Genomic DNA, 25530 nt, shown 5'->3' with positions numbered 1-25530 from the left:
CGATGCGCAAACTTCTGTTCCAGAGCCTGTTTCGCCAGCCATTGACGGAACAGGCGCCGCGCCCGGACGACGCTGCGCTCGCGGAGCTCGCGGCCATGGTCGGCCGCACCGCACGACGACGCCTCGGCCGCAGCCTCTCGATCCGCGAGGTCGATGCAGGCTCGTGCAACGGATGCGAGCTGGAAATTCACGCGTTGAGCAATGCGTATTACGACGTCGAACGGTTTGGAATCCGGTTCGTCGCCTCGCCCCGCCACGCCGACGTGCTGCTGGTCACGGGTCCGGTCACGAAGAACATGCGCGAGGCGCTGGAGCGCACATACCTTGCGACGCCGGATCCCAAATGGGTTGTCGCTGCGGGCGACTGCGCAAGGGATGGCGGATGCTTCGCCGGCAGCTACGCCGTGGTTGGCGGGGTCTCCGCGGTTGTTCCGGTCGATCTCCACATTCCGGGTTGCCCGCCTTCGCCGATCGCCATCTTGCGGGGCCTCGTGACCTTGCTCGAGGCGGTCGACGCCGGGGTCGCGACAAGATGAAGGCACGGAAAGAAACGAGCACCTCCGCGCGCACCGTGGGCGAGCCGCGCTAACCGCTGTCGCGCAGCACCAGTTCGAAGCCGAGATCGACGCGGCGCTCGCCGCCGCGCTCCAGCGTCAGCGTCGCCGCGGTGCGGCCGATCGCGTCGCCATGCACGCTGATCGTACTCAGGGTTGGCGAGATCAACTGGCCCATTTCGAGATCGCCAAGCCCGATCACGGCGACCGGTTGCACCGATGCAGGCCCGTCGCGCAGCAGCCCGGCCTTGCGCAGCCCGGACATGAAGCCGATCGCATGCGCATCGTTGGCGGCGAACACCGCGTCGACATCGGGCAGCCGTGCATGCGCCGCCACGCTGCCGGAATCCTTGCGGTCCAGGATCAACCGGCGCGGCTCGGCAAGGCCGCTGGCCAGTGCCTCGTCCCTGAAGCCGAACCAGCGGCGCGTTCCGCGCGGATCGTCGCCGCCGATGAAGGCGAGTTGCTTGCGGCCCTGCGCGACCAGATGCTTCGCGACGGCGACACCAGCCTTGTAATTGTCGAAGCCCGCAACCGCGTCGATCGGGTTTGCCGGCAGATCCCAGGTCTCGACGATCGGAATGCGCGCATTGCGCAGCAGGCGGCTGCCCTCCTCGGTCGCGGGCGAGCCGACCATGATGATCGCCTCGGGCCGCCGCGACAGCAGCGCCGCCAGCATGCGGTCCTCGCGCGCCGCATCATAGCGCGACTGCGCCAGGATCACGGAGAAGCCGAGCGGCTCGAGCTTGTCGGACAGGCCCTGCACAGTGTCGGCGAAGATCGCGTTGGCGATGGTCGGCACCAGCACGCCGACCGAATTGGTCCGCGCGCTCGCCAGCGCGCCCGCCACCAGGTTCGGGACATAGCCGAGGTCGCGCATCGCCCGCTCGACCCGCGCCCGGGTCTCCGGGGCAACCAGGTCGGGCATCCGCACCACCCGGCTCACCGTGATCGAGGAGACGCCGGCGCGCTTGGCCACCTCTGAAAGGGTGGGCGCGGCACCGGCCGGGCCGGTCCCGGGGGCGGTCAGTTCGGAGCTCATGGGTCGGAGCCTGCCCGATTCCGGGTTGCCAAGCCATGATGTTAGCGCTAGCATCGGTCAATGTTAGCGCTAACATGGAACAAAAAGGGAGAAACGGGATGATTTCGGACGAACAGGCCCAGGCTTACAAGCGCGACGGGGTGATCGTGGTCCCCGAGGTGCTCAACCAGGAGACCCTCGCGAAGGTGCGCACGGTCCTCGCGGAGCTGGTGGCCGGCGCCGCCGCTGTGAGCGAGCACACCGACGTCTACGACCTCGAGCCGGGCCATTCGCCTGACAATCCGCGCGTCCGCCGCATCAAGGCGCCGCACAAGGTGCACCCGATCTTCGACGAAATCGTGCGCAGCCCGGCCGTGATCTCGATCCTCACCAAGCTGATCGGCCCCGGGCTTCGCCTGCACGGCTCCAAGCTCAACATGAAGTCGGCGCAATACGGCTCGCCGGTCGAGTGGCATCAAGACTGGGCGTTCTATCCGCACACCAATGACGACATCCTCGCGATCGGCGTGCTGCTCGACGATTGCGATATCGAGAACGGTCCGATGCTGGTGACGCCCGGGTCGCACACCGGCGCCACGATGTGGGACCATCACGGCGAGGACGGCCACTTCGCCGGCCTGATCGATCCGGACCAGATCGCGGACGATATCAAGCGCGCGGTGCCATGCATGGGCAAGGCCGGCAGCATGTCGTTCCATCACGTGCGCGCGCTGCACGGCTCGGCGACCAACACGTCGAACCGGCCGCGCAACCTCCTGCTCTATGAAGTCGCCGCCAGCGACGCCTGGCCGCTGACGGGCGTGAAGGATTTCGACGAGTTCAACAGCCGCCTGCTGGCGGGCCCGCCGGTGGTCGCACCGCGGCTCACCGATGTACCGGTGCGCATGCCACTGCCGCCGGCGAAACGGCAGGGATCGATCTACGAGACACAATCGGCGTCGAAGAAATCCTACTTCACGCGCGCCGCCTGAGAACTGAGACAATGCCCGCGGCCAGGCCGCGGGCATTGCTGCTTTCACGAGCGTGATCCCTCGCGACAAACGTGGAGATCATGCCCGATCAAACGACCATAAAAATCAAAATACGGGGAAACGAATGACCGAGATGGCAAGAGATGGCGCTCGCACATCGCGCCTGCGTGTGATCCTGGCCGCAAGCATCGGCTCCGCGCTCGAATGGTACGACTTCTTCCTCTACGGCACCGCCGCGGCGCTGGTGTTCGGCGAGCTGTTCTTTCCGAAGAGCGATCCGGTGGTCGGCACGCTGTTGTCGTTCCTGACCTTCGGCGTCGGCTTCGTGGTGCGGCCGTTCGGCGGCCTCTTATTCGGCATCCTCGGCGATCGCTATGGCCGCAAGCCGGTGCTGGTCTCCACACTCCTGATGATCGGCATCGGCACCACCGCGATCGGCTTCCTGCCGACTTATGGGCAGATCGGGATCTGGGCGCCGATCCTCCTGGTCGCGATGCGCGTGATCCAGGGCCTTGGCGCCGGCGCCGAATATGGCGGCGCAGTGATCTACCTGGTCGAGAACGCGCCGCCGAAACATCGCGGCTTCTGGGGCGGCTTCGCGCCACTCGGCGTCTCCGTCGGCAATCTGCTCGCCGCCGGCGCCTTCGCGCTGGTGACCATGCTGCCGCGCGAGGATTTGATGAGCTGGGGCTGGCGGCTGCCCTTCCTGGCGAGCTTCCTCCTGATCGTGGTCGGCATCTTCGTCCGCATGCGCATCACCGAGACGCCGGTCTACACCGAGGCGGTGGTCGCGCGCGGCAAGGTCGAGAGCAATCCGGCGATGGAAGCGTTGCGCCGGCACCCGCGCAACTTCTTCGTCGTGCTCGGCGCCCGCATGGCCGAGAACGGGCTCGGCTATTTCTTTCCGGTGTTTGGCCTCAGCTACGTGATCACCACGCTCGGCGTGCCGAAGGCGGAGGCGCTCAGCGCCTTGATGCTGGCATTCACGGTCGAGCTGTTCGCGATTCTCGGCTTTGCGGCCTTGTCCGACCGGATCGGACGGCGGCCGGTCTACATGTTCGGCGCGCTCGCCGGCGTGGCGCTCGCCTTCCCGTTCTTCTGGATGGTCGGCACCAGGGAATGGATCATGATCGCGCTCGCCTTCATTCTGGCGCGCGCCGGGGTGACGGCGGCGATGTTCGGGCCGCAGGCGGCGTATTTCGCCGAGCTGTTCCCGCCGCAACGCCGCTTCGCCGGCTTTGCCTTCGCGCGCGAGCTCGGCTCGCTGCTGTCGGGCGGTCCGGCGCCGTTCGTCGCCACCGCCCTGGTGGCAGCCTATGGCACCTGGTGGCCGGTCGCCTGCTACGCGATGTTCCTGTCGGCCTGCACCGTGATTGCGATCTGGATCGGGCCCGAGACCTACCAGGAGAACATCGCCGCCGACGCGAGCGAACAGGCCGAGCTGTCCATCGCGATCCCGGCGCGGGCCTGATCGGTGGCGCAGCAGCTGCGTGTCCTGCAGTCGCTCTGGGCGATGGAGCGGCGGCTGGCCGATGAGGGCGAATGGCCGCTGCATACCCAGCTCGCGATGATCCGCGATGCCGGGTTTGACGGCGCCGGCGTGCGCTTCATCGATCCCGCCTTCGCGCGCGAGGTGACGAGCTTCCTTCGCGCGCATGGCATGATCTGGCAGGCGCAATGCTACCCGAGAACGGTCGACGACCTGAAACCGGTGCTCGAGCTGGTCGCCCGGCTCGGCGCCGATCATGTCAATTTGCAGCCGGACGTTCGACCGCGCCGGCTCGCAGATTGCATTCCCCTGCTCGAAGGCTGGCGGCAGCTTGCCGCGGAGGCCGGCGTCGCCGTGCATGTCGAGACCCATCGCGACCGCATGACGACCGACCTGTTCTTCATGCTCGATTTGCTCGACTGCTTTCCCGATCTGCGGCTCACCGCCGATCTCTCGCATTACCTGGTCGGCCGCGAATTCGCCTGGCCGGTCGACGACGTCAACCACGCGATGATCCATCGCATCCTCGACAATGCCTGGGGCCTCCATGGCCGCATCGCGAGCCGCGAGCAGGTGCAGATCTCGCTCGGCTTTCCGCAGCACCAGGGCTGGGTGTCGCTGTTCATGGGCTGGTGGGACTACGCCATCCGTTCATGGCGCAAGCGCGCCGGACCGGACGCGACCCTGACCTTCCTGTGCGAGCTCGGTCCCCCGCCCTATGCCATCACCGGGTCCGACGGCAGGGAACTGTCCGACCGCTGGCAGGACGCGCTGGTCATGAAGGACATGATCCGCGCGCTGTGGGATCGCATCGCGAACGAGCCGCAACATCCGCTCCAGCATTGATTCAAACACGCCGCGTCGGCATCCTGAACGCCACAATCCGGAACGCCGCGAGGACCCGTGCGCGACCGCTGGGCTTGTCCGCTTCGATGTCTCATCGCCGTCTCGGCCATGGCAACCTTCGCGCATACGAGGGCGGCCGCGGCAGAGCCGGCCCTCAATGTCGCGACCATGCCGCGCGTCGCGACCATCGACCCGCGCTTTCAGTCCTACAACATCGAGATGGTCGAGGTGACCGGCGGTCGGTTCTGGAAGCCTTATGCAGCCGCCGCCGCGCGTCGGCGTGCAGAAACGGAGCGGTTCGCAGCTCGCGCCCAGATCGACCTGCACGATGGCAGACTGCGCAAGCTCGCCGCCGCGCTCTCACCCGCCTATCTGCGCGTCAGCGGGACCCGGGCCAACAGCACGTTCTTTACGGATCTCGACCCGCCGCCGTCAGCGCCGCCGGCCGGCTTCAACGGCATCCTGACGCGACAGCGGTGGCGGGACGTGATCGAGTTCTCGCGCGCCGTCGACGCTCCGATCGTCACGTCCCTTGCGATCAGCGCGGGCGCGCGTGACGCGGCGGGGCAATGGAGCCCCGAACAGGCCCGGCAACTTCTCGCTTTCACGCGATCCGCAGGCGGACGTATCGCCGCAGCCGAGTTCATGAACGAGCCCGATCTGCCGGCCATCGGCCGTGCCCCTGACGGCTACGATGCCGCGGCCTACGGCCGGGATTTTGCAGCGTTCCGCGCCTTCATGAAGGACACCGCGCCCGACGTGACGATCCTCGGCCCGGGCACGGCCGGCACTGGCGCCGATGCGCAAGCGCTCTTCGCCGCATCGGCAGCCGGCGTCGACGCGGTCTCCTATCATCATTATGGCGCGCTGTCGGCGCGGTGCGGCGGCGTTCGCACGCCGAAACAGGCGCTGTCGGACGAATGGCTGGCGCGAACCGGCAAGAGCCTCGCCCTCTACGAGACGCTGCGCGACCAGCTTGCACCGGGCAAGCCGATCTGGCTGACCGAGACGGCCGAGACCGCGTGCGGTGGTAATCGCCTGGCCGCAACCTTCGCCGACACGTTCCGTTACCTCGATCAACTCGGACGGCTGGCCAAGGCCGGCGTTCAGGTGGTGATGCACAACACGCTTGCCGCGAGCGACTATGGCCTGCTGGACGAACGAACCCATCTGCCGCGGCCGAATTATTGGGCGGCGCTGCTGTGGCGACGGCTGATGGGGACCATTGTGCTCGATGCCGGCGTTGCCGAGCAATCCGGCTTCCATGTTTATGCGCATTGCGCGCGTGACTTGCCTGACGGAGTGGCCATGCTCGTCATCAACAATGATCGGCGAAAACAGCGCAAGCTCATGCTGCCAGCCACCTCGTGGCGCTTCACGCTGACGAGCGCCAGGCCTGCCGACGGCAACGTTCAGCTCAATGGCGCGACGCTTTTGCTTGGAGCCTCTGACAGGATCCCAGCCCTGGACGGCGACGCAGCCGCTGCCGGAACGATCGTCTTCGCACCTAGAACGATCACGTTCCTGACCGTCGCCGACGCCGGCAACGCCAATTGCCGTTAGCGGCCTGACGTCGCCTTACGCCGCGTCGCGGCTGGCGTCGGAGGATTCCGGCGGGCGCGCCACAAGATGGCCGAGCATGATGGCGGTCATCAGCCGCTCCATCTCGAGCCGTGCGGTGACATGCGACATGGTCGGCCGACCACCGAGTGCGAGCTGGCTGACGTCGTCGATCGCGGTCAGTCCGCGCGGATAGAATTCGCGGAAGATCACGCGTTCGGCCAGGCCGTCGACCATGCGGAAATTCAGCGTCTTGGCCAATTCGCTCAAGGCTTCGCCGACCAGGCGCTTGTTGCGTGAACCGAGCATGGAGAGACGGTTGCGCAGCACCACCCACTCGAATGCCGGCTGGTCGTGTGCGCTGCGCTCGCGCCGCGCCTCCTCCACCATTTTCGAATAATGGCTGATGCCGGTCACCTTGAAGTCGTTCGGATCGACGGTGCCGAGCACGTCGAAATCGAGGAAGCTGTCGTTCAGCGGCGTGATCAGCGTGTTCGCCAGCGAATGCGTGAACGTCGTCAGATAGGTGTCGTGGCCGGGACAGTCGATGACGACGAAATCGTACGACCGGCCGAGCCGCTCGACGATCTCGGCGAGCGCGCTGCGCCCGAGCGTCTCGACCTCGCTGCTCCTGCCGCTCACCGTCTCGAAGCACATATGCGCGGGAATGCCGAGATCCAGCGAGGTTTCCCGCGCCCAGTCGCGTCGGTTCTCGACATAGTGCGTCAGCGACTTCTGTTTGTTGTCGAGATCGATGGTGGCGACACGCTGACCCGCCTTGATCAGCGCGACGGCGACGTGCATGGCAATTGTCGACTTGCCGGAGCCGCCCTTGTTATTTCCGACAACTATTACTCGTGCGTTTGTCATGGGAATCCATGCCGGACGCTTGAGTGAAAGCAGGACGAAACAGAATTTAATGAATGGCTCGAATCTCCCTGATTCGACGAATCTCGACAAGAGTCGTCGCACGATCGTCGTGATTGAAATTGATGCGGCTGCGACAACATTGTCACAACCGCAATCCGGGCACGTATCGTGAACGCAACTAGCGTCCCTGAAACACAGCCGCGCGGCGCTCCACGAACGACTTGATGCCCTCGGCCGCATCTGATGTGTTGAGCACGCGTTCGCGGATCTGCGGAATGATCGCGATTGCCGCCTGCTCGCCGGCTTCGATGAACTTGCGGCCCGCCTCCTTGGTCACCTGGATTCCCAGCGGCGCATTGCGCGCGATGATCTCCGCGAGCGCCATCGCGCGCTCGACCTGCTGGCCCGCCGGCACGACTTCCTGCACGAGGCCGATCCGATGCGCCTCGGCGGCGGTGAACTCGTCGCACAGCAACAGGTGATACATCGCATCGCCCCACCCGGCGCGGCTGATATAGCGGAAATGCGCGCCCGCCAGCGGCGCGATGCCGCGCCTGGCTTCCATCTGGCAGAAGCGGCTGTCGTCCGCGGCGATCACGATATCGCCTGCCAGCATCATCTCGATGCCGACGGTGAACACGATACCCTGCACCGCCGTGACGATCGGCTTCCGGCAGCGCTTCGACAATCCGAAGGGATCGACGTTGCCCTCCGGCAGCGGCTTGCGCGTCGCCGTCGGACCGAAGATTTCGGCATGTCGAGACCCGCGGTGAAACTGCCGCCGGCGGCGCAGAGCACGCCGACCCAGAGGCCGTCGTCATTGTCGAGCAGCGTCAGCGCGTCGGACAGCTCAGTCATCATCTCCGGACTGAAGGCGTTCTTCTTCGCGGGATTGTCGATGACGATCTTGAGGATGCGGTCGTGCCGCTCGTGGCGGACCCGCCCTTCGCTCGCGCTGCCGGACATCTGTTCCTCCCTGCTTTGTGACTGGATAATTTCTGGATGATGGTTGTCATTCATATGCATGATGGTCATAATCCAGAAAGAGAGTCAAACAGGGGCTAACCGAGATGGGCCATTCCCAGGCCGACAAGGCCAGGAGCCGTGAGCGTATTCTGAACGAGGCTGCGACACAGATCCGCGGCAAGGGCCTCGACGCGCTCAGCATCGGCGGCCTGATGCAGCAGGTGAAGCTGACCCATGGCGGTTTCTATGGGCACTTCGCCTCACGTTCCGACCTGATCGCCGCGGCGCTCGAACAGGCGCTGAATGCGGGCGAAGCATCGGCTCACGCGGCGCGCGATCCCGACAAGCCGGTCAACATCAACACACTGGCGCGGAGCTATCTCAGCCGCGCCCATCGCGACGCGCCCAAGTCGGGCTGCGCGATCGGCGCGCTGATCTCGGATGTCGGCCGCGCCGACGCACAGTGCCGCGCGGTGATGGAACCGCACATCGAATCCTTCATCGCCAAGGTCGCCGAGACGTTCGGCGACGATGACGACAGCCGGGCAATCGTCGCCGTGAGTGCGATGGTCGGGGCGCTGGCGATCTCGCGTGTCCTCACCGACCAGAAGCGGTCCGATGCCGTTCTGCGCACGGTGCGCGACAGCATCGTCGCGATGGCATCCGACGAATGATTTCGCCCGCGCCGCGGGCACCTTGATGGAGTGAGCCATGAACGACCGATCCGCCCTCGAGCCGACCGCCGTGCAAGGAAGCGTGCTCATCGCCGGCGTCGGCGCGTCGAACGGCCTCGGCGCCGCGATTGCGCGTCGCTTTGCCGCCGGCGGCTATCCCGTCGCGATCGCCGGACGCAACGCCGACAAGCTCGCCGCGACGGCGGCCGAGCTGGCCGCAAGCGGCGCGACGGTCGCGCACGTGGTCGGCGACGCCTCCAGGGCGGCCGATGTCGCGCGCTTCGTCGAGGCGGCCGAGAGGCTCGCACCGCTCGCGATGGCCGTGCACAATGCAGGCTCCAACCGGCCGGCGCCGTTTCTGAAGGTCAGCGAGCAGCGCTTCGAGGAACACTGGCGCGAACATGCGCTCGGCGGTTTCCAGCTCGCACAGGCCGCGATCCCCGCCTTGCTTGCGCGCGGCGGCGGCACGCTGGTGTTCACCGGTGCCAGCGGCTCGCTGCGCGGCAAGGCCAACTACTCGCCGTTCGCCGCCGCCAAGGCCGCGCTGCGCGCGCTGGCGCAGAGCGTGGCACGGGAATTCGGGCCGCAGGGCATCCATGTCGGCCACGTCGTGGTCGATGGCGGTATCGAGGGCGACCGCCTGCTGAGCATGCGTCCGCAATTGAAGGATGAGCGCGGACCGGATGGCATGCTCAACATCGCGGCCATCGCCGACGCCTATTGGGTGCTGCATCACCAGCATCGCAGCGCCTGGACGCTGGAGCTCGACCTCCGGCCGTGGGCGGAGCAGTTCTGAACGCGCTGCGCCGCCGCCCTTCTCGCGCGCGGATATAGGTTGCGATCGGCTGGATTCTTGTCAGCTTATGCGACAAGGTCCGTCGAGATCGCACCCTGTCCCGGGAGAAGGCCATGTCGCAGCCCACGCCGATCCTGCATCATTTCGATCAATCGCCGTTCTCGGAGAAGATCCGCATCATCTTCGGATTCAAGAAGCTCGCCTGGAACTCGGTGCGGATCTCCCGGATCATGCCGCGGCCGGACCTGATGCCGATGACCGGCGGCTATCGCCGCACGCCGACGATGCAGATCGGCGCGGACATCTATTGTGACACCCAGATCATCATCCGCGAGCTGGAGCGGCGCTATCCGACGCCGACGCTGTTTCGGGCGGGCAATGCCGGCATGCCCTGGGCGCTCGGCATGTGGACCGACCGGCCGTTCTTTCAGAACACGGTCAGCCTCGTGTTCGGCTTCATCGGCGACAAGGTCCCGCGGGATTTCATCGAGGACCGCGAGAAGTTGCGCGGCGGCAAGTTCGACGTCGCCGCCATGACTGCGGCGCTGCCGCAGATGCGCGACCAGTTCCGCGCCAATGTCGACTGGATCGAGGCGCAACTCGGCGACGGCCGGCCGTGGCTGTTCGGCGAGTTCAGCCTCGCGGACGTCAGCGCCTACATGAACGTGTGGTACGCGCGGCAGAGCCTCGCAACGATGGACGAGATCATGAAGTCCTTTCCGCGCGTTGCGGCATGGGAGGAGCGCGTCCGCGCCATCGGCCACGGCACGCGCACCGAGATGTCGTCGGCCGACGCGCTCGAGATCGCGGCGAAGGCGCGACCGGAGTCGCCTGTGTTCGGCGACCCCACGGACCCCAACGGTCGCAAGCCCGGCGACGTCGTTGCCGTGATGCCGGATGACTACGGCAAGATCCCGGTGCACGGCGAGATCGTCTCGCTGTCGGCGCAACACATTGCGATCCGCCGGTCGGATGAGCGCGTCGGCGAGGTGGTGGTGCATTTCCCGCGCGCCGGCTTCCTGGTGGTCCCGGGCTGATTGCCGCAGGCTGCTCCCAAGCGGACCTGGAAACGCTGCGTTTCGCAGCGTGACCTTGCCGGCGCCCTGAACCGGCAATAGCTCGAAGGTATCTCCAACCCAAGGCTCCACAGCGCAGGCTTGCGGATCGATCCGCAGCAACCCGACCTTTCGGCCTGCGTGCGATGGGTGGCCCGTGGCGGATGCTCCGCCACGCCGACAACTGGACTGACTATGACGACCTCCGTCGAATTCGGGCTTGATACGTTTGGCGACGTCACCAACGACGCCGCCGGCGTGCCGCTGCCGCATGCCCAGGTGATCCGCAACGTCGTTAACGAAGCGGTGCTGGCCGATCAGCTCGGGATCGATTTCATCGGGCTCGGCGAGCACCACCGCGCCGATTTTGCGATCTCCACGCCCGAGACCGTGCTGGCGGCAATCGCCGCGCGCACCGAAAACATCCGCCTCGGCTCGGCGGTAACCGTGCTGAGCTCGGACGACCCGATCCGCGTCTTCCAGCGCTTCGCCACGGTCGACGCGGTCTCGAACGGCCGCGCCGAGGTGATCCTCGGCCGCGGCTCCTTCACCGAGTCGTTCCCGCTGTTCGGCTTCGACCTCAGGCAATACAACGAGCTGTTCGAGGAGAAGCTCGACCTGTTCACCGAACTGCTGAAGCAGGAGCCGGTGACCTGGCAGGGCAAGCTGCGGCCACCGCTCAAGAGCCAGTCGGTCTATCCGCCGGTCGAGCATGGCCGGCTGAAGACCTGGATCGGCGTCGGCGGCAGTCCCGAATCGGTGGTTCGCGCGGCGCATTACGACCTGCCGCTGATGCTTGCCATCATCGGCGGCGATCCCAAACGCTTCGCACCCTATGTCGACCTGCACCAGCGCGCCTACCAGCAGTTCGGCCGCGAACCGAAGCCGATCGGCGTGCACTCGCCGGGCTATGTCGCCGAGACCGACGCGCAGGCACGCGAGGAGCTGTGGCCGGACTACAAGGTCATGCGCGACCGTATAGGCAAGGAGCGCGGCTGGCCGCCGATGGGCCGCGACGAGTTCGTGGCCGAGGCCGAGCACGGCTCGCTTTATGTCGGCGCGCCGGAAACCGTTGCCCGCAAGATCGCGGCGACCGTCAAGGCGCTCGGCGCGGCGCGCTTCCAGCTGAAATACTCGGCGGGCCCGCTGCCGCACGACAAGCTGATGAAGAGCATCGAGCTCTATGGCAGCAAGGTGGTGCCGATGGTGCGCGACATGCTCGCCGCGTGACGCGCCAGAACCGGCATGACAAAGCAAAACCCCCGGCGTTTTGGCGCCGGGGGCCCTGTTAGATCGCAATCAGATCAACCGGTATTACCAGTTGCGCTGAGCGCGGAGCAGCAACATGTAGGTGTTCTGGTCCTTCAGCTCGTACACAGCGGCCGGCTTGCCGATCCCTGCAGCGCCGGGGAAAGTGAGCGTACCGGCAAAGCTCTGGTCCAGACGGGTGTAGGTGAAGTCGGCCGAGAAGGTCAGGTTCTTCACCGGGGTCCACTGGGTCTGCGTACCGATCTGCGCGATGCTGTAGTCGGGGTTGCAGGACGTCAGGTTGGAAGCGGCACTAAAGAAGTTGCTGAGCGAACCACCCACGCCAGTGCCGGTCGGGCCGCAGAGGTAGCTCTTGGCCGTACCGTTGTAGTTAACCTGGGCCCAGGCACCGTAGATGCTGGTGTTCCAGTTCGGGTTCCAGTTGTGCACGTAGGCACCGCGGAAGCCGTAGGTCGTGATCAGCTGCTGCTGACCGCCGGTCACGAAAATCGAGTCCGGCGCGAGGCCGAAGCCGATGCTCTGGTAGGCACCCGGAACGTTGGTGCCGCCGAAGATGGTGTTCGCACCCGCCGAGCCGGCGAGGTCCTGGATGTTGTAGCGCGTCGCACCGTTGGTGTAAACGCCCTGCAAGTTGATGGTGTCGCCAGGTCCGGTCGGGATGTTCTTGATCGACAGAGCCAACTGACCAGCCCAGCCCCACTTGTCGTCCGGATGACCGGTCACCTCGGTGCCGCCGTAGTAGGCCGCGTGGTTGTTATGCGCGGCGAACGATGCCTGGAACAGACCCCAGGCCTGGTCGACGCGCAGCATCGCGACGAGATCCGGAGCGATCGTGCCAGCGTAGTCGCTGAGGCCGAACGTGTTGGTGTTACCGACAACGCCGAAGGTTGTGGGAGCACCGAGGTTGGCCACACCAGCCTGATAATACTGGGTCTGATCCTGAGCCGACAGAGACAGCGACACGCCGTTGCCGAACTGTGCGGTGTAGGTGAACTGGTTCACACCAGTGATCGTGCCGCCGCCGCCGACGAGACCGTCGTAGCTGTTGCCCGGGTAGTTGGCCCACGGAGCCGAGAACTGCGAGACCGCCTTACCGATGGTGAAGCCCGCGAACTGGATGAAGGCGTAGTAGACGCCGACCGTACCGCCAGCAACTGCGCCAGAGCTGGCGTTGTTCGGAGCCTGAACAGTGCCGATCGGCGAATAGACGGTCGCGCCGTTGCCCTGACCAGCGTAGTTGTCCGTCGTCCAGGAGAACGTCGCATCGAAGAAGGTGCGGACCACGCCGTATTCGGTCGCGGTGCGCGTATCGATGTTCAGGTCTTCACGCGAACGCCAGGTGTAGCCGTTGGTGAAGCGGTTGTTCGCACCACCAGCACCCGAGGTGTTGCCGGTGTGGTCCGAGTTGGTGTTCGCCAGAACGTCGACGCGCAGGTAGCCGCCCAGCTTGATACAGGTGTCGGTGCCCGGGATGTAGTAGAATCCGGGACCATACAGGGAGCAAACCTTCACGTACTCGACCGCTTTGGCCTTGACGGGAAGATCGGCCGCCTGAGCTCCGCCGACCGCGACGAGAGCCGCCGCCGAGCCGAGGATAAGGCTCTTAACCATCTTCATGTTAAACCTCCAAGTTGCTCTATCTCAGGGAAGGTTCCGGATCCGCCGGGTAGAACACCCTCAGGTTGGTTCCCTTGTCCCTTAAATCCCCGCTTAGTCGCTTCGCGCCTTCGGACACACCCGCATGAACGCGAGGGACTTAAGCGAACCACCTAGAACGGGACGACCTCGGGATGCCCCCCTCCGTCGTAGTTCCATATGAGACAGAAGGCCCCCGATCACGCAACAAAAGACCGCTCGGTTTGCGGCGAGTTGCGGCTGTTTTCGGGCAAATGTTGCACAAATATCACGGGCATTTGAACTGCGACGCTTCGGCAAGTTATTGAAATACAATATGAATATTCCAGTTACCGTTATCGGGCACAAGGTTGGGCAACACCGCGCGGAACGGTGCGCAAAACGGGTAGTCCTACGGAGAAAGCGAAAGCTGAAGCCGGCTTCGGCAGCGCTGATTCCGGTATCCGGGCACAGCATTTCGGCCCAAAACGCCGCGATTTGAACAACATAACCCGCCCCAAATACCGTCGACTCGCGCCTGGAAGGGGGCTTTCCGATGGCTCGGAGCAGGCCGAATGACGGCAGGCGGTTTGCCACGGATGTGCAGTAACGATGCTACATGTCACTGGGATGTCAGCGCACAGAATCGGTCGATTTGTTCTCCGCAGCCCCGACGCGCTGAAATATCTCTGCTGTGCGCGGCGCACCCACATGGCTCGTCTCCGACGGAGTCACGTCGCGCTCACTCGTCCAGAATGTCCAGGAGATCCTCGATCCGCTCGAAAGGCGGCTCGTGTATGTTGTCCGAATAGAAAACGCGATCGCCGTCGCGCTCGAGCGATCGTGCCCTGGATTTGGGCAGCCGTCCGGGGAGGAACGTCGCCGCGACCGCCTCCGGCCCGACGTCAAGCCTCACGATCCCGCGCCGCTTGCAATCGATCCTGAGCCTCGCCGCGGCGAAGAAATCCCGACCCGCCGACGGCAGCCTGCCGAAGCGGCGCGAGGTCTCTTCCTCGAGATCTTCCAGATCGTCCTCGCTCCGGCACCTCGCGGCACGGCCATAGATTTCAAGCCGCACGGATTCCGATTGCACATAGCTCCTGGGCAGCAAATCCGCGAGCGGAAGGTTGAGATCGGGCACCCACAGATCGGCGGACCGGTCGTTGGTCTTCTCCGAGGCTTGTTTCAGAAGGTGGCTGTACAGCACCGGCCCGAAGACCTGCACGTGGCCGGATTGTCGTTCCGAAAGCAGATCCCCGGCGCCTCTGAGGTCGAGATCCCGCTCGCTGATCGCGAAACCGGCGCCCGGTCTGCTGAACTCCTCCAGAACGGCCAAACGCTTTCCGGATTGTTCCGAACTGGATTCGGTCAGCATGTATGCGAAGGCGCGTGTCCCGCCGCGTCCCACCCGGCCTCTCAGTTGATGGAGCTGTGCCAGACCGAACTTTTCCGGCCAGCAGACCACGATGGTGTTCGCCCTCGGGATGTCGAGACCGCTTTCCACGATGTTGGTCGCCAGCAGAACGTCCGCCTCGCCTTCGACGAAACTCATCATTCGATCGTCCAGTTCGTCGGCGGGTAGCTTGCCGTGCAAGCAGACGATGCGGAGCTCCGGGGCCATCGACTGCACGCGCGCCAGCATCGGATCCAGATCCTGGATGCGCGGACAGATCAGGAAGCTTTGCCCGTGACGTCGCTGCTCGCGCAGCAATGCGGCGGCAATGGCAGCGTCCGAGAGCGGAGCGATCTTGGTCGCGACCGGAAGCCGATGAACGGGCGGGGATGCGATCACGCTAAGCTCCCTGAATCCTGCAAGGCCCGCCGCAAGCGTGCGCGGGATCGGCGTGGCACTCATCCACAGCGTATGGGCGCCCTTCGCCAGCCCTGAAAGCCTCGCCTTCTCGGCTGCGCCGTAGTGCTGCTCCTCGTCGACAATGACCAGGCTCAGCTTGGCGAATTTCACGTCCTTCGATGCGATGGCCTGCGTGCCGACCACGACCTTCATTTTTCCGCTTCGCAGGCCCTCCTTGGTCTCCTTGATCTCCGGCGACGACGTCGCCCGCGACAGGCTTCCCACTTCGATCCCGAGCGGAGCAAACCGCTTGCGGAAGGTTGCGACGTGCTGTCTTGCCAGAACAGTCGTCGGCACGACGACGGCAACCTGCTTGCCCGACAACGCAACGGCCGCCGCCGCGCGCAAGGCCACCTCGGTCTTGCCAAATCCGACGTCGCCGCAGACGACCCGATCCATCGGATGACCGGACGCAAGATCATCCAGGACGTCGCGAATTGCCTTCGCCTGGTCGACTGTCGTGAAATAGGGAAAGCGCGCGACGAACCGCTCATATGCGGGACCGGGAGCGACCAGCTTGGGCGCGCGCCGGCGGCGCCGTTGCGCGATGTGTTTGGCAAGCGCCTTGGCGGCCGTTTGAATTTCCTGCTCCGCCTTGGTACGGCGCGTCCACCACGTACTGCCATCGGCCCTGTCCAGTGCCAGCTTGCCGAGCTCCGCGGCATACGGCCAGATCAGCGCAAGATCGGCCGGCGGAACGAGGACGGCATCATCCCCCGCAAAGGCCAGCCTGATCATCTCGCGCGACGATCCCTTCCCCATATCGAGGGTCTGCAAGCCATCGAGCACGGCCAGCCCGCGCTGCAGATGCACGACGACCGCGCCGCGCTCCGGCACGTCGGGATGATCGAAAGCCGAACTCCAGGCTCTGGCCATGGGCTGCGGATGATGCGCCCTGCTGCCGAGCACGTCGGTCGCCGTCACGACGACGAGCGGCTTGCGTCCTGAGCCGATGAAGCCTGTGTCGAAGTCGGCCAACAGCGCGCCTTCGCCGCCCCGCCCTTTCGCCGCCTCGTTCCAGTCGGCGAAGCGCTCCGCCTTGATCCCGCTCATTCGCTCCATCGCGCGCAGATCGTCCTCGACCGCCGCGACAAAGAGCAGCCGCGATCCGCTGCGCTGCGTGTCGGCGACAAATGCGCGAAGAGCTTTCCGCGACGAAGCGACCTTCGAGAAGTCGGGCGTGGCGATGAAGGCCGCCTTTCGAGGCAGCGAGCTCATCCGTTTGGCCAGCCGTTTCCAGTCACTGGGCCCCAGATACTCGCGCTCCGCCTCCCTGCGGCCGGCCGCCTCCTTGATCGTGCTCAGCCAACTATCGGCGTGGCCCGAAACCCCTGCGTCCGCGATCCAGTGCGCGCGCTGGCAATAATCCGGCAGCGCCGCCCGCTGGACCCGCTTGCCTTCCAACGCGATCCGTTCGGACATCGGGTCGATGTGCAGTTCCTCCGCGTCGAACACGACGTCGTGCTCGTCCGGATCGACACCTGCGATTCTGCGGATCACGCCACCGGAATGCTCAATTCTGAACGGCCCCAGCGCGCCCGCCGGAAATACCTCGAACGTCATTCCGTGGAAGAGAGCGCTGCCGGGATAATCCGCCTCTTCGTCGAGATCGTATCCCAGAGCTTCCAGACGATGCTTGAGTTCCTGCTCGGAGTAGTCCGCGCCCACCTTCAAGCTGATGCTGAGGCGCGCTGAGCTCGCGGGCAACGGCAACCGCTCCATGATCGCCTCCGCCGTCGACACCAGGAAGACCGGCTTCTTGCTCCTGGCGAGGCGCCTCAACACCGAACTGCGCCTGCCGGCGATCTCTCGTGACGGCTCCAGCCCGTCAAAGGGCAAGGTGTTCAGCCGCGGGAATACCAGCACCTCGAGCGAGGGATCGAGCGAATACAGCACGCTGCCGAGGCGCTCGGCCCTGTTCTCGCTTTCCGCAAGGAAAACGACGCCGTCCCGCCCGGACTTCTTCCATTGCTCGAGAAGATGGAGCGCCAGCATGCCGAGCGGTGAGGAAGACGAGATTGGGGAACGCGCCGATCCCTTGCTTTTCTTCTTCGCGCCAGCAGCAGCGCGGGCCTTCTTGGTATTCGCCACGTCAGATCCGTCGTTGTGTCGTGAGTCATCGCCCGTTGACCTGGATCTCCGGGCGACTCGGGGCTTGTCGCCCGCCGCCATGGAAACGAAAGCGGCACCGATTTCCAGCTGGCCGGCCCAATCCGCCCGACATGGCGGCGGGGGCTGGCTGGAAAAATCGATTCGTCTATCGAAATCAATGGCTTGTTCATTGGCTGGCGACGCAGTCCCGATCGCACCAGTCTCCGGCCCAATTCCCTGCAAACTGGGAATTTTTCAGGGAATTTTGCATTTTGGGAGCTTCCATAGGTGCCTCCTCGTCAAGAAAACCCATGGTGTTGCGTGTGTCTGTGCCGAATTCCCTAATCGACTTAACAGGGAATGAGCTTCGAAGAGCAGGGGATTCTTTGCATTAACAGGAGTGCTATAGGCCACTTGCGGACTTTGATGATTATGTCCGCGGTGGCCGCTCGCAGCCGTCATTCCGGCATTCCTACGCCACGCAATCCATCAATCAGCAGGTCGAGCATCCAGGATACCTGAGTGATCGAAGGGTACGCGATCGCCTCAGCGATGAGTTGGGTTGGCGCTGCATCGGGGATCCACACTCCAGTCTCGCTTCGTCGCGCTCGCCGGCGTGCCAGAGCGCGGCGACCAGGAAGCGCCGAGGGGCGGTCGCCTCCGGAGTCGTGGCGATCGAACGGCGCGCACTTCGACGGAAACGGCGGCCCACCAGCAGAGCCACGCTGCGCGCCGAATGGACATCCGACTGCAGGGCGAAAGCGGATCCAACCGCTCGGCTTCGATCAGTCGCTGCAGCGAGCGCTCGGTGTCGCCGTTCCACGCTCACACCCAGTCACCCAGCCGCCACGCTTCAGCGCTGTTGGGATTGATCTGCAGGGAAAGATCCAGCAGCGCGCCACCTTCGGCATGTTCTCCGCCGACCACCGCTAGCAGATGTAGCCCCTGTGGCTCTTTGGTCGCAGTATACTTCTTTTTCCTGGAAAATGAATGCTGGCTGAATCTACATGGTGAGCCCTGCTCGCTCCAGGGTTACGCTGTCCCCGAGTTGTATTCGGAGGCGACACACTTGGGGGCACAATATGACAGTGAGAATCGCACTGGCCGCGGCGAAAAGCGGGCAGAAAAGCTCAGCACATCGACGCAGACTTGCCGCTGCAATCGTCTTGGCGCCCGCGATCATGTTTTTTTCCGATGGTGCGTTGGCCGATGAAGGCGGCGTAAGCTTCTGGGTGCCCGGCTTCTTTGGAAGCCTCGCGGCCACGCCGCAGCAGCCGGGTTGGTCGCTGGCGACGATCTACTACCACACTTCCGTATCCGCTGGCGCCGACGTCGCCCGCGCGCGTGAATTTACGCTTGGCAGGGTTCCGACCAACGTTACCTTAAACGCAAATTTGAATTTGAACGTCAAGGCCACTGGCGACCTCGGCTTTGTAATCCCGTCGTATGTATTCGAGACGCCAGTGCTCGGCGGCCAGGCGTCGGTGTCCCTCATCGGAGCCTATGGCGTCGTCGGCACAAGCCTGGCGGGGACCTTGTCCGGCGTGGTCACGGCGCCGCCGTTCGGCAGCATTCCTTTCGCGCGGTCCGACACCATCAGCGACACGACATGGGGCTTTGGGGATCTGATACCACAATTCGCATTGCGCTGGAACGCCGGCGTCCACAACTACATGACCTATATCACCGGCGACATCCCGGTTGGCGCTTACCAATCCACGCGCCTGTCGAATATCGGCATCGGACACGGCGCAATCGACGCCGGCGGCGGCTACACTTATTTCAATCCGCAGACCGGCCATGAGTTTTCGGGCGTGCTCGGCTTCACCTATAATTTCAAGAACACTGCGACGCAGTATCAGAACGGCGTCGACATGCACTTCGACTGGGGTGCATCGCAGTTCCTCTCGAAGCAGGTCATGGTTGGGCTCGTGGGCTACGTCTACAAAGAACTCGGCTGCGACAGCGGTTCAGGCGACCGTGTCGGCTGCTTCCAGTCCCAGGTGGTTGGCGTCGGTCCACAAATCGGGTTCCTATTTCCGGTCGGCGACATGCAGGGCTATCTCAACTTAAAAGCTTACGGGGAGTTTGCCGCGGAAAGCCGGCCAGCCGGCTGGAATACCTGGGTCACCTTCTCTATCTCGCCGCCTGCACCCGGAGCGCCTCCGACGACAAAGCCCATCGTCAGAAAATATTAGAGCGAAGCTGCCGAGGATGCTGGACGAATCCCTCTCGCTGATCTGCTCAACCGTGTCGGTGAAGAGATCAGCTTTTCGGAAAATGTCCGGCGGGGCATTAGTTGCTGCACCGTACGCAGCAGCTCTAACGGCACCCGCATAAATGCACCGCGCTGGCTAGCTAGTGATCAATTTCGCACCGCGGCGAAATGACACGATGTGCCAAACGGACATGGCCCTTTATTCGATCACTTCATCGGCGCGATGAGCAGAAGCGGCGGGATGGCGAGGCCGAGCGCTAGCTCGCTGACGCGGCAAAAGGCGCGTCGGTCGTCGGTCATGTCCAGACAGCATTGCAAGTGAAGCGGTTGCAATCCCGGTAAACGTCCCGACACTCGAAGGATGGTACTGGCTGCAAGGACAGGCAGTTGCGATATCGCGCAGGACCGACGTTTATGCATTGGAGTTTAGTGGTTCGGGCCGCTGCCAAGGTGAAAGAGGCGAGATCGGCGTTGCGGGCATCTAGTGTTCCCGCACTCAAAGATAGAAGCATTGCAGAAAGTACAGAAACGATCGCAATCGACCGCTTGCTATCCTCGCAAACGCGCCTGCTCGTCAGCACACGCTTTTCCCTAAAGGGCAATATCGCACGGACACCGTGCCGTGGTGTCGTGCGCTCGCTGATGTTGTTTGGTTGGGATCCCGACGAGGGAGGGTTGCGATGAGCATCCATTGCTGGATCGAATCTGTGGCGGAAATGGCTCGGCAGACGGTATCGAGACCGCCTCGCTCGGCGAGCGCCACGACTCGCTCCCTTCAGAGAGAGAGCACTGGTCGATCAATTGACCATGGGCCGAATCTACATAGCGACGCCCTACCAATGCAACTTTGAAGCCTCGTCACAGTCAACCATGCGAGGTTAGATTCATGCTATTGCCGTTCGGAAAGCACCGACACCGATATCTGAGGTTTCTCGCCACCGTGATCGCGGGCTATGTCGTCGTCAGCTATCTGATTTTGCCCGCGACCTGGTCCCGGATCGAGCATGAGCCCGGACTGTCAAAGCAAACGATGGTCACGTCAACGGCCCAGGGCATACCAGGAGACGCGATCAACGTCGGTCTCGTCGGAACGCGCGAAGACGTCGTTTCCGCATTTCATGCCGCTGGCTGGTTTCCTGCCGACCCGATCACGCTGCGGACCAGCCTGGAGATCATCGGCAGCGTGGTGTTCGACCGGTCCTACAAGGATGCCCCTGTCAGCCCACTCTATTTTGATGGACGGCGTGAGGATCTCGCTTTCGAAAAGCCGGAGGGGGTAAGCGCGGACCGCCGTCAACACGTCCGGCTTTGGTTGGTGCTACAGAGCGGCGCCGAAGCGAGTCCCGTATGGCTCGGATCGGCGAGCTTTGATAGCGGGGTTACCCTGAGCCGCGATACCGGTCAGGTCACGCACAAGATCGCACCAAATATCGACGATGAGCGTGACCGCCTGATTACCGGGCTGGACCGGGCCCGGATGGTAACAAGCATATACCAGATCAACGGGATTGGCCCCACTCTGAATGGCCATAATGGCGAGGGGGATCCTTATTATACCGACGGCGAGATCTGGATGGCGAAACTCGTTGCGCGGGGCGAGAAAGCCACCACACCTGCGAAACTTCTGCCAGCCCCGGCATTGATTCAGCTGAAGGACAAGATGTTTTCGCTGGCCTCTAACGTGGGAGGTTAGTGCTTTCACCAGGGACGACTTTCAACCGCCAGCGCTAATCTTGCCCCTGCGGTGCCCCATCAGATCATGAGGCTGTGCGCGGCCAGAGCGGCGCCGAATCAACCGCCGGGACGGCTAGCGAGCCCATTGACCGAGCTGTAGGCACGTCAGCAGACTGACGTAACTTGGTGCCCGATGCTCTCGTGCGGGATGCACTGCGCCTTGCTCGAGGCCGGAAATTTGGATCATTGGGTCGCGAGCAGCTGCCGCGCCCTCTTTTATCATTTATGCAGGTCTTGGTTGTCTGATCAATGGTGAGCCCGGCCGTCGCAGCGACGCCGAGTTTACAGCTCCGAACAATGTCGAATGCCGGCACCCGATCGGCCATGGCGACCACGAGTTGCGAACTAAGAGCAATCATTGAGATTAAAGAGGCTATCTGTACTCCCGCTCGTATTTTCCTCCGCTCCCCAGCGAATGTTTGGAACCATTTTAATTTGCGAAAACCGACCGGTGCTGGCGATGTCTCCCGCAAGCAGCTGGTTTCTCGCGGTGGTCCGTTTGGAGGTTACCCGCCGCTGCGTGAGCCGCCGATCGCATTTTCGATGGCGGCAAATAAGGAACTGTCCTGTAAGGGTTTCAGTAGGAAGGCAACCAGACCAGCATCCTCGTAACGCTCGCGCAAGGCAGAGTCGCCATGAGCTGTAATCATGATCGTCGAGATTCGAATGCCGTTACGCACCAAGTGCTGGTGAAGCTCCAAACCGTTCATCACGGGCATCTGGAGATCGACGATCACGCATTCGGGAAGGCCATGCGGCAAGGCCGCAAGGAAATCCTGCCCCGATTCATATGTCTTTACATCGAAGGCGCGGGACCGTAGCAACCGGGCCAAAGCTTTGAGCACGGCAGGATCATCATCGACCACGGCAATTCGGGGGGCAATTTGCGCCATAAACGATTATGGCTGCGGCGTTGGTCACCCGTCGAGTTGACCGTTGGGCCAATAAGCCCGGTTTCCTATTTCGAGATTTGGGCCTTCTCCGCCAGGCGGACGAGATCCGCCACGGTGCGCACGCCCAGTTTCTCCATCATCCGGCTGCGATGAACCTTGATGGTTTTTTCGACCGTACCCAGATCGCCGGCAATTTGCTTGTTGAGCCGCCCCGCGACAACATGCGAGAGCACTTCCCGCTCGCGTGGGGTCAACGTTCTGATTTTCGCCTCGATCGATTCCAATTCGGAGCTATGCTGACGCACCTCGGCCTCGCGGTTTTGGGCGCGTCGTATGGCTTCGAGCAGATCAGTGTCCTTCATCGGTTTCGTGAGGAAATCTACGGCGCCTGCCTTCATGGCACGCACACTCGTGGGAACGTCACCCTTGCCAGTAATGAAAATGATCGGCCTATAAGAGCCTCCGGCGGTCAGCGCCTGCTGGAGTTCGAGGCCGTCGAGACTTGGCATCGCAACATCCAGTACGGCACAGCCGGGGATTGCCGGATCGTGCTGATCGAGAAATTCCTGCGGACGCGCATACGATTTGACCTCATAACCCCCGGCGCGGAGCAATCGTGACAGCGCCTTGAGTACGCCAACATCATCATCGACGAGATAGACAGTAAATTTATCCATCACATCACCTCGTTGTCTCCAGACCTGGCACTGAGAAGCCCGCAATTGCACCGTCGTTCTGGTCGTTGACCAGAGTCAGCTTGCCGCCATGCGCTTGTATGATCGTCGAACAGATCGTCAGTCCCAGACCGAGACCATGCTGCTTGGTCGTGTAGAATGGCTCGAACAGGTGTCCATTTGCCGATAACGGTATGCCGTGGCCTCGATCTTTCACCCGCACTTCAACGCTTCCGGTCGGCTTCTCGTGGGTCGAAATCAAAACAGACCGCTTAGCCGTCGGGGTCGAGGCCATCGCATCCATCGCGTTCATGACGAGATTGAGCAAGACCTGTTGCAATTGGATGGGATCGCCCGACGTCATGGGCAAGTTGTCTGCCAGTTCGAGCTTCACGTTGACATCGCGCCTGATCAACTCACTGTTGAGCAAGCCGATAGTGGAATTGATAAGATCATTGAGTTTGACGCTTTCCGCTTTCCGTTCGCCTTTCCTTAACAGGCTGCGGAGTCGTCGAATGACTTCCCCGGCCCGGTTGTCTTCGTGAACAATCTCCTCGAGTGCGTCACGTACCTCGGCGAGGTCCGGGGCTTTTTGTGCCATCAGATGGAGCGCCGCCTGCGCATTCGAAAGTATCGCAGTAAGTGGTTGATTGATCTCGTGGGCAATCGAACCGGAGAGCTCGCCGAGCACAGATACGCGCATCAGATGCTCCACCTCCTGACGCTGCAGGGCAGCCTCAGCCTCCGCAAATTTCCGATCGGTGACGTCGATGAAAATGCCGCCGAGCTGATGAGATTCGCCGCCATGTTCTGCATAGTAGCGGGCTCGCATGCGTACCCAACGCACCTCGTCGCGCGGCAGCAGGATACGGATGTCGCTGATTTCAGCTTGTTTCGCGTCGAACGCCCCTCGCAGCGCAGAGGTTGCAATGCCAAGATCATCCGCGTGCACCGCTGCCAGAAACGCTTTGCGCGTCAGCGGCATGCCGGGCACTATCCCGAACAGCGTCCTGCAATGCTCGGACGCCCAAAACTCATCGGTGTTTCGGTCAAACTGCCAGAGCCCGATGTTCGCGGCAGCCGCCGCAAACGTCATTCGCTCCTCGCTCTCCTTAAGCAGATTTTCGACGCGCAGCCTTTTGCGCCGCTGAATCAGCAAGGCGCCCACGAACAGGGATTGCAGGCCGAAGATGAACAGCGTCGAAAGAACCGTGCCGCGATGCTCATCCCAGATTGTAGGACTTTTGAACAGAACGCTGGTGCCGGGAGGCAAGTTGTGCTCGCGCAGGCTCCACCGCTCCATCGCACGATAATCGACCCGGTATTGCCCTGGGTTTGTTCTGGGAGCGAGCGCGGTCGGATCCCTGCCCTCCATGATTTCGATCGCCATGTCCGCCGCGGCAACGCCCACTGACTCGAACGGCTCGACGAACCCGCCAACGGCACCGTTTCCAAGGAACGTGTCGTAAGGCGCGTAAACCGGCGCAGGCGAAACGGCCGACAAGGCGGTTGCCACTTCGGCGGGGATAAAGGCCCCGCCGTCGCCGTCGGCAAATACCGTAAGGAGGATCACGATCGCGTCTTGGGGTATCTTTGACACCTCCCCGACCAGCTTCGCATACGGAAGCTCGAACAGGTATGTCACGTCGAACTTGCGCTCGCGGCTTTCGAGCGTCGTTCGAGCAATCGCTTGCCACCGGCGATCAGTATCCCCACTTCCGGCGATAACAAACAGGCGGCTGGCTTCCGGTTGGAGCCGTTCCGCGAGCTCTACCGTCCTGTCGAGATTGAAGTCGCTAACGATCCCCGTCACCTGAGGCGGCGGTCGCACGGCAGCATAGGTCTGTGGCGAGATGGACGTAAACACCACAGGCACATTCGGCGCGATCTCGTCGCGGTGCTTCATGATAAACGGTAACGCAGCGCTGCCGAGCGTCATCACCAGGTCGGGTGGCCGTTGCGCATATTTATGTCGGAGAAACGTCACCGTTCGAAGTTCGTTTGCCGGGTCCTTGTTGCGCGCCAGATCAAGAAATTCTGCATCTATTTCGACTTTTTGCGGGGAGCGCTCCAGCAACCGCTTTCGTGCGGCCTCCGCGATCGCAGTGGTAGCGGGAAATGTATAGTTGAAGGCGTGCAGCATCAGAACGCGCCGGGGCTCCGCGGCGCGCCCGTCCACCGCGAACAAGAAAAGGAGCACCATGCTCCACAAAACTGGGTGCGCCCTACTCATTCCGTCATTCCGGAAACGGCCGCCATTTCAAAATACTACAGTACGAAATTCACAACCGGCTCGCCTGGTAAGCGAGGATGCGCGATCGCCAAGTGCAATCTTAGCACGCTTTCGTGATCGTTGTCGCTT

The 25530-nt window shown here is 63.2% G+C and carries 21 protein-coding genes; 12 read left to right on the top strand and 9 right to left on the bottom strand.

Features of this window, described 5'->3' with window-relative positions; genetic code table 11:
- Positions 1-2 precede the first annotated feature (2 nt).
- The gene (locus XI02_RS13895; RefSeq protein WP_069278658.1) at positions 3-536 is read left to right on the top strand and encodes an NADH-quinone oxidoreductase subunit B family protein; all 534 of its coding nucleotides are present in this window, start codon (positions 3-5) and stop codon (positions 534-536) included.
- 49 nt (positions 537-585) lie between these two features.
- Here the strand turns inward: XI02_RS13895 and XI02_RS13890 are convergent, their stop codons facing one another.
- Complete coding sequence (locus XI02_RS13890) at positions 586-1596, bottom strand: LacI family DNA-binding transcriptional regulator (RefSeq protein ID WP_172648343.1); 1011 nt, start codon at positions 1594-1596, stop codon at positions 586-588.
- A 98-nt stretch (positions 1597-1694) separates the two neighbouring features.
- Between XI02_RS13890 and XI02_RS13885 the strand changes: the two genes are divergently transcribed.
- From XI02_RS13885 to XI02_RS13870, 4 genes are all read left to right on the top strand, one after another.
- Complete coding sequence (locus XI02_RS13885) at positions 1695-2567, top strand: phytanoyl-CoA dioxygenase family protein (RefSeq protein WP_069278656.1); 873 nt, start codon at positions 1695-1697, stop codon at positions 2565-2567.
- A 124-nt stretch (positions 2568-2691) separates the two neighbouring features.
- Positions 2692-4038, top strand: coding sequence for an MFS transporter (locus XI02_RS13880; protein ID WP_172648344.1), 1347 nt, complete (start codon positions 2692-2694; stop codon positions 4036-4038).
- Positions 4039-4041: 3 nt separating this feature from the next.
- Positions 4042-4902 carry a sugar phosphate isomerase/epimerase gene (locus tag XI02_RS13875; protein ID WP_172648345.1) on the top strand — a complete coding sequence of 287 codons (861 nt, stop codon included), beginning with the start codon at positions 4042-4044 and terminating at the stop codon, positions 4900-4902.
- 108 nt (positions 4903-5010) lie between these two features.
- A complete protein-coding gene (locus XI02_RS13870) occupies positions 5011-6465 on the top strand; it encodes a hypothetical protein (protein WP_172648346.1) in 1455 nt (484 codons plus the stop codon).
- A 15-nt stretch (positions 6466-6480) separates the two neighbouring features.
- Here the strand turns inward: XI02_RS13870 and XI02_RS13865 are convergent, their stop codons facing one another.
- On the bottom strand, positions 6481-7266 hold the full coding sequence (locus tag XI02_RS13865) for a division plane positioning ATPase MipZ (protein ID WP_245164042.1): 786 nt from the start codon (positions 7264-7266) through the stop codon (positions 6481-6483).
- Here XI02_RS13865 and XI02_RS13860 point away from each other — a divergent pair.
- Complete coding sequence (locus XI02_RS13860; protein WP_172645840.1) at positions 7265-7504, top strand: hypothetical protein; 240 nt, start codon at positions 7265-7267, stop codon at positions 7502-7504. The genes XI02_RS13865 and XI02_RS13860 overlap by 2 nt on opposite strands.
- Positions 7505-7510: 6 nt before the next feature.
- Here the strand turns inward: XI02_RS13860 and XI02_RS45990 are convergent, their stop codons facing one another.
- Positions 7511-8020, bottom strand: coding sequence for an enoyl-CoA hydratase-related protein (locus XI02_RS45990; protein WP_253601033.1), 510 nt, complete (start codon positions 8018-8020; stop codon positions 7511-7513).
- On the bottom strand, positions 7948-8367 hold the full coding sequence (locus XI02_RS45985) for an enoyl-CoA hydratase-related protein (protein WP_256438836.1): 420 nt from the start codon (positions 8365-8367) through the stop codon (positions 7948-7950). Before XI02_RS45985 ends, XI02_RS45990 begins: the two co-directional genes overlap by 73 nt.
- Positions 8368-8402: 35 nt before the next feature.
- Between XI02_RS45985 and XI02_RS13850 the strand changes: the two genes are divergently transcribed.
- From XI02_RS13850 to XI02_RS13835, 4 genes are all read left to right on the top strand, one after another.
- On the top strand, positions 8403-8972 hold the full coding sequence (locus XI02_RS13850; protein ID WP_172648348.1) for a TetR/AcrR family transcriptional regulator: 570 nt from the start codon (positions 8403-8405) through the stop codon (positions 8970-8972).
- A gap of 37 nt (positions 8973-9009) precedes the next feature.
- Positions 9010-9768 (top strand): SDR family NAD(P)-dependent oxidoreductase, encoded by a 759-nt coding sequence (locus XI02_RS13845; protein ID WP_016844526.1) that lies wholly within the window; start codon positions 9010-9012, stop codon positions 9766-9768.
- 113 nt (positions 9769-9881) lie between these two features.
- Entirely contained in the window at positions 9882-10805 is a 924-nt protein-coding gene (locus tag XI02_RS13840; protein WP_172648349.1) for a glutathione S-transferase family protein, read from the top strand.
- 213 nt (positions 10806-11018) lie between these two features.
- Positions 11019-12053: an LLM class flavin-dependent oxidoreductase gene (locus XI02_RS13835; protein WP_172648350.1), complete on the top strand. Its 1035-nt coding sequence runs from the start codon at positions 11019-11021 to the stop codon at positions 12051-12053.
- A gap of 84 nt (positions 12054-12137) precedes the next feature.
- On the opposite strand, the gene XI02_RS13830 is transcribed toward XI02_RS13835, so the two are convergent.
- Complete coding sequence (locus XI02_RS13830) at positions 12138-13709, bottom strand: porin (protein ID WP_172648351.1); 1572 nt, start codon at positions 13707-13709, stop codon at positions 12138-12140.
- 739 nt (positions 13710-14448) lie between these two features.
- Positions 14449-17553: a helicase-related protein gene (locus XI02_RS13825; protein WP_172649211.1), complete on the bottom strand. Its 3105-nt coding sequence runs from the start codon at positions 17551-17553 to the stop codon at positions 14449-14451.
- 1277 nt (positions 17554-18830) lie between these two features.
- On the opposite strand from XI02_RS13825, the gene XI02_RS13820 reads away from it, so the two are divergent.
- Both XI02_RS13820 and XI02_RS13815 read left to right on the top strand, forming a co-directional pair.
- The gene (locus XI02_RS13820) at positions 18831-19847 is read left to right on the top strand and encodes a transporter (protein WP_172649212.1); all 1017 of its coding nucleotides are present in this window, start codon (positions 18831-18833) and stop codon (positions 19845-19847) included.
- A 906-nt stretch (positions 19848-20753) separates the two neighbouring features.
- Positions 20754-21560 (top strand): LssY C-terminal domain-containing protein, encoded by an 807-nt coding sequence (locus XI02_RS13815; RefSeq protein ID WP_172648352.1) that lies wholly within the window; start codon positions 20754-20756, stop codon positions 21558-21560.
- A 547-nt stretch (positions 21561-22107) separates the two neighbouring features.
- Here the strand turns inward: XI02_RS13815 and XI02_RS13810 are convergent.
- From XI02_RS13810 to XI02_RS13800, 3 genes are all read right to left on the bottom strand, one after another.
- Entirely contained in the window at positions 22108-22494 is a 387-nt protein-coding gene (locus tag XI02_RS13810; protein ID WP_028343994.1) for a response regulator transcription factor, read from the bottom strand.
- Positions 22495-22559: 65 nt separating this feature from the next.
- Positions 22560-23171: a response regulator transcription factor gene (locus tag XI02_RS13805; RefSeq protein WP_172648353.1), complete on the bottom strand. Its 612-nt coding sequence runs from the start codon at positions 23169-23171 to the stop codon at positions 22560-22562.
- A gap of 4 nt (positions 23172-23175) precedes the next feature.
- Positions 23176-25371 (bottom strand): ABC transporter substrate binding protein, encoded by a 2196-nt coding sequence (locus XI02_RS13800; RefSeq protein ID WP_210339757.1) that lies wholly within the window; start codon positions 25369-25371, stop codon positions 23176-23178.
- Positions 25372-25530 lie beyond the last annotated feature (159 nt).

The sequence above is a fragment of the Bradyrhizobium sp. CCBAU 21365 genome, from assembly GCF_015291305.1.
In the GTDB taxonomy this organism is placed as follows: domain Bacteria; phylum Pseudomonadota; class Alphaproteobacteria; order Rhizobiales; family Xanthobacteraceae; genus Bradyrhizobium; species Bradyrhizobium elkanii.
Note: the sequence above shows the minus strand (reverse complement) of the source record. Positions and strands in the feature narration are given on the sequence as shown.